Origin of the sequence: Aeromonas sp. QDB18 (assembly GCF_027705325.1) — a bacterium.
GTDB lineage: Bacteria > Pseudomonadota > Gammaproteobacteria > Enterobacterales > Aeromonadaceae > Aeromonas > Aeromonas caviae.
In genome coordinates this window covers 1-4,797 of the sequence record NZ_JAPDBQ010000210.1, presented here as the reverse complement: position 1 = coordinate 4,797, position 4,797 = coordinate 1, and the positions used below count along the sequence as shown (strand labels likewise).

General features: G+C 63.1%; 3 protein-coding genes. All 3 read right to left on the bottom strand.

The window, feature by feature from the left end; genetic code table 11:
- Nucleotides 1-42: 42 nt before the first annotated feature.
- A complete protein-coding gene (locus OKC30_RS19880) occupies nt 43-675 on the bottom strand; it encodes an energy-coupling factor ABC transporter permease (RefSeq protein WP_270670512.1) in 633 nt (210 codons plus the stop codon).
- Nucleotides 676-768: 93 nt separating this feature from the next.
- Nucleotides 769-1,611, bottom strand: a complete 843-nt coding sequence (gene pflA / locus OKC30_RS19875; RefSeq protein ID WP_270670511.1) for a pyruvate formate lyase 1-activating protein — start codon at nt 1,609-1,611, stop codon at nt 769-771.
- 75 nt (nt 1,612-1,686) lie between these two features.
- Nucleotides 1,687-4,626 (bottom strand): sensor domain-containing phosphodiesterase, encoded by a 2,940-nt coding sequence (locus tag OKC30_RS19870; protein WP_270698441.1) that lies wholly within the window; start codon nt 4,624-4,626, stop codon nt 1,687-1,689.
- Nucleotides 4,627-4,797 lie beyond the last annotated feature (171 nt).

Below are 4,797 nucleotides of genomic sequence, written 5' to 3'. Positions count from 1 at the left end.
CACAGGCCTATAAGTATTTGTTTTGTAGGCAAAAAACTATTTTTAATTTTTAACAAAATGTTCACGATCTCGCCCTGGGGGGCGATAGACGGCGAGCAGTGTCATGGTCATGCCGTTGAGCAGGGCCTCGGGGAAGAGCAGCAGGGGCCAGATGGAGAGGTAGTCGGCGCCGATGGTGTGCCAGGGGTAGGTGCCGCTCATCCCCATCAGCAGGGCGCTGGCGATCACCTTGACCGAGATGCTGAGCGCGCCGCCGAGAAAGGCGGCCACGAACAGGTAGACGAAGAGGTGGCGGGGCAGCCAGGCCCAGCTCGCCAGAAACAGCAGCCAGCTGGTGGCCACCGGCAGGGCGACGCCAATCAGGGCCTGCCAGCCGATGTCCGCGAGTTCGGTGACATCGAAGGCAGCGAGGATCAGCAGGGTGAGGCAGGGGGCGAGCAGGGCGAGGCGCCAGCCCAGCAGCAGGGTCAGGCTGGTGAGGCCGAGAAAGTGGATCTCCAGCCCCTCGTGCAGCCCGGCCCGCAGGGTCCAGAGCGGTACCAGGACGATGGCGCTCCCCAGGCAGAGGTGCTGGTAGAGCGGGTTGGCGTGGAGGGTGCGCAGCAGGGAGGCGTTCAGGCTGAAGGCGAGCAGCACCAGCCAGAGCAGGAGGGCGACGACTTGTCCTTCACTCATGACCTGTTCCCTCGGATGTCACTGCCCGGTGATGAGCCCGGGCGCTGGCGGCACAATGAAAAGAGGCCGCCCTCTGCCGGGCGGCCTCCTGTCTCAATACTTCACGTTGGGGTGATACTTGCCGAGGATGCCCTGGATCCTGTCCATGGTCTCCTTGCTGGGGGGCTTGATGCCGACCAGATCATAGGTATCTCCCAGCACGTCCCACTTGTGCTTGCCAAGTTCGTGGTAGGGCAGCAGCTCCACCTTCTCGACGCAGTCCCCCAGCTCGGTGATGAACTGGCCGAGTCCTTCTGCGCTCTCGTCATCGTCGGACCAGGTGGGCACCACCACGTAGCGGATCCACATGGTCTGACCGCGGGAGGCCAGGTAGCGGGCGAACTCCAGGGTGTATTTGTTGCTGACGTGGGTGAGGGGAATGTGCTTCTCGTCGTTGATCTGCTTGATGTCGAGCAGCACCAGATCGGTGTTGTCCAGCACCCGGTCGAGCAACTCGTCGTAGTGACGCACGAAACCGTTGGTATCCAGGCAGGTGTGGATCCCCTGGGCCTTGCAGGCGGTGAACAGTTCGGCGATGAACTTCTGCTGCAGCATGGCCTCGCCGCCGGAGGCGGTCACGCCACCGCCGGAGGCATTCATGAAGTGACGATAGCTGGTGAGATCCTTCATCAGCTCGGGCACGGTGACCTCGCGGCCGCCCTGGGTGTCCCAGGTGTCCCGGTTGTGACAATACTTGCAGCGCATCAGGCAGCCCTGCATGAACACGATGAAGCGGATGCCGGGGCCGTCGACGGTCCCGCAGGTCTCGACGGAGTGGATCCGGCCAATGATGTCGGTAGTGCCGGTGTCGCTGGCTTCAACGGTCGGGATCCGCTGCGTGCCGGGGGTGGCAGGTCCCTTGGATTCAACGGCGGGGATCCGGTTAATGACTGACATAGACGACTCCAATGGTGCGGACAAGGTTCGAGCGGTCGTTATTTTATGACAGAAAGCCCTATAAATCCTACCAGTTTAGCCCGCAGGGGTGGCACCCAGCAGGCTCTCCAGTGCCTTGACGGGGAGCGGCCGGCTGGTGAGAAAGCCTTGATAATGCTGGCATCCCAGGGCCTTGAGCACGGCGAGCTGCTCCTCTTCCTCCACCCCTTCGGCGGTGACGGTGAAACGAAACACCCGGGCGAGATCCAGGATGGCCTTGACGATGGCCTTGTCCTGTTCGCTGTGGACCAGGGTCTGGATGAAGCTTCTGTCGAGCTTCACTTCGTCGGCGGGCAGATCCCGCAGATAGGCCAGGGAGGAGTAGCCCGTGCCGAAGTCGTCGATGGAGATGAGCAGGCCGAGGGCCTTGAGCTGGCGGATCCTGGCGATACTCTCCAGCCGGTTTTCCAGCACCACGGACTCGGTGATCTCCAGCAGCAGGCGCGACGGGGGCACCCCGGTGTCCCGCAGTATGTACTCCACCTGCTGCACGAAACCGGCGGTGTGGAACTGGCGGGCGCTGACGTTGACCGACAGATGGGGGATGGCGAGGCCGTTGTTGAGCCAGAAGCTGTACTGGGTGCAGGCGGTCTTCATCACCCAGTAGCCGATCTCCTGGATCAGGGTGGTCTCCTCGGCGATGGGGATGAACTCCCCGGGTGGCACCATGGTGCCGTCGGCCTTCTGCCAGCGCAGCAGCGCCTCTATGCCCGAGAGCGTGCCGTTGTCGACCCGGTATTGGGGCTGGTAGTGCAGCACCAGCTCGTTGTTGCGCAGGGCATCGCGCAGCTGGTTGTTGAGAGAAAGCTTGCTCTTCTCTTTTTCCGCCATGGCTTCACTGAAGAAGATATGGTTGCCCTGGCCCGCGCGCTTGGCCATGTGGACGGCGGTATCGGCCTGCTGCATCAGGACAAGGTGATCCTTGTCGTCATCGCTGAACAGGCTGATCCCCACGGAGGCGCTGCAGTGCAGCTTGTGATCGCCGATGTCGAAGGGGGCACGGAAGATCCCCATCAGCTCCCGGGCAAAGTGCTCCGCCAGGATCTTGGCGGTGATATAGCCCTGGCCCAGTGCCGTGAAGAGCAGGGCAAATTCGTCACCCGAAGTGCGGGCGAGCACCAGGTTCTCCTGGGGCAGGGACTTGAGTCGCACCACCACGGCCTGGAGCAGCAGATCGCCGCAGGCGTGACCGAGGGAGTCGTTGATGGATTTGAAGTTGTCCAGATCCAGCAGCAGCAGGGCCCCCCACTGACCACTCGGGGCCTGCAGGGTGCGCTGCATGATGTCGGTCAGGCTGCGCCTGTTGTAGAGATCGCACAGGTCGTCGTAGTAGGCGAGGCGCTCAATGTGGCGGGCGGTCTCTTTCTCCTGGGTGATGTCGTGGAAGCTGCAGACGAAGTGGCTGATCTCCTCCTCCTCGTCCTTGACCCCGCTCACCATGAGCCGCACCGGGAAGAGGTGTCCTTCCCTGTGCAGGCATTGTTCCTCCCCGAGCCAGTATCCCTGCCGGTTGACAGCCGTGATCACCTCCTCCTTGAGGGTGTCGCCATAGTAGGTGGGCCTCAGGGCGTCGATGTGCAGGCCCAGCATCTCCTCGCTGGCAAAGCCGGTGATGCGGCTGAAGGAGGCATTGACCTTGAGGATGATGCCCCCGTGATCCATCACCAGCAGGCCGTCGTGGGTGTTGAAGGCCACTTCGGCCAGGCGCAGGGCATCGTCATTGGCCAGGCGCTGCAACTCGCTGGCGGCCCGCTCGCGCTGTTCGTAGAGGACGTCCAGCAGGGGCGCGGGATCGGCCAGAGGGGTGGCGAGCAGCAGGGTGAGCTGCCCCAGGGGGAGACCGTTTGGCCCCGGGAAGGGGATACCGACATAGGCCTTGGCGTCGAGGGCCAGCAGTTGGCTGGACTGGGGATAGCGCAGGGCCAGATCTTCCACGTAGAGACTCTGTCCGTGCTGGAAGATCTCCCGGCCAGGGCCGATGTCCATGGGCATGGGTTTGACGACGGCGAAGGCATCCCCCTCCACCACGCAGCGGGGAATGAGCCAGAGATCCTGGCCGCGAGGCTGAAACTCGCCGATCCAGCCCCTGTGGGCACCACTCAGGCCCATGGCCCAGCGCAGCAGGGCGCGGCAGTAATCGTTGCCGGTCAGGTTGGCAAGCCCGGGTGGGGGCGCGAGGTCCGGGGCGTCGGTCGCCACGGGGTCCGGCTGCCAGTGGCCGAGCAAGCGGGCGCAATGACGTACCAGTTGCAGGGTGTCATCGCTGATGAGGGTGCTCTCGGCATACTCCAGGCTGAGCACGCCGATGAGCTTCTCCTGCTCCAGCAAGGCGCCGTCCAGGCGGGAGCAGACATTGGCATCGGCCAGGTAGTAGTGCTGGCTCAACATGGGCTGGTGGGCCGCCTCCGAGAAGCTCAGGGCACCCCGGGCACGCAGGGCCCGGATGTAGCGGCTGTCTCCGCGAATGGCACCGAGCGCGTCCACCCCCAGGGTGAACACCGGGGTCAGCTGCTCGCCGCCCAGGGCGCCATGGGCCTGGTAGTGCCAGAGGATCAGGCGATCGGCCCCCAGGCACTCCTTGAGGCTCTCCAGCATGGCGTCATACTGCTGCTGGCTGGCCATCTGGCTCAGGCGCGGCAGTTGCAGGGACAGGCTGGCGGCGCTCTCCTGGGACTGGGTCTGCAGGCAGATGAGCCAGAAGGCGTCCTGCTCGTGGGAGAGGGAAATGTGCCAGAGGAGAGCGTCAAAGCGCAGCACCAGCTTGCCCCCCTTGCCGCTGGCCAGCCGCTGCTCGATGGGCTGGCGCAGGGCGTCCGGCAATTGGGCCGGCCAGGCACTGCGGGGCTCGTCGAGCCAGTGGAGCGGCGTCTGCATCACATCGGTCAGGGCGACCAGCCGTTGACTACGGGTATCCAGGCGGAAAAACAGAGGCGCCTGGCTGGCGGTCGGAAGATGGCTGAGCGCGGTAGACGACATGAACTGACACTATCCTGTTGAGCAATTGTCGGAGGGCAAGAATACTGCAAATCCGTGGCAAACAAAATTTCATTTAATTCTAAATTAGATAAGTCTCATGTACAGGATCTTTAGCAGCAACCAATTGAAATAGATATAAAAATGGCTTCGATTGTGATCTGATTTTATCGC

What these genes read in the sequence shown, in the direction of transcription:
- OKC30_RS19880 (WP_270670512.1), bottom strand. Translation starts at nt 675, where the DNA reads ATGAGTGAAGGACAAGTCGTCGCCCTCCTGCTCTGGCTGGTGCTGCTC.
- pflA (WP_270670511.1), bottom strand. Translation starts at nt 1,611, where the DNA reads ATGTCAGTCATTAACCGGATCCCCGCCGTTGAATCCAAGGGACCTGCC.
- OKC30_RS19870 (WP_270698441.1), bottom strand. Translation starts at nt 4,626, where the DNA reads ATGTCGTCTACCGCGCTCAGCCATCTTCCGACCGCCAGCCAGGCGCCT.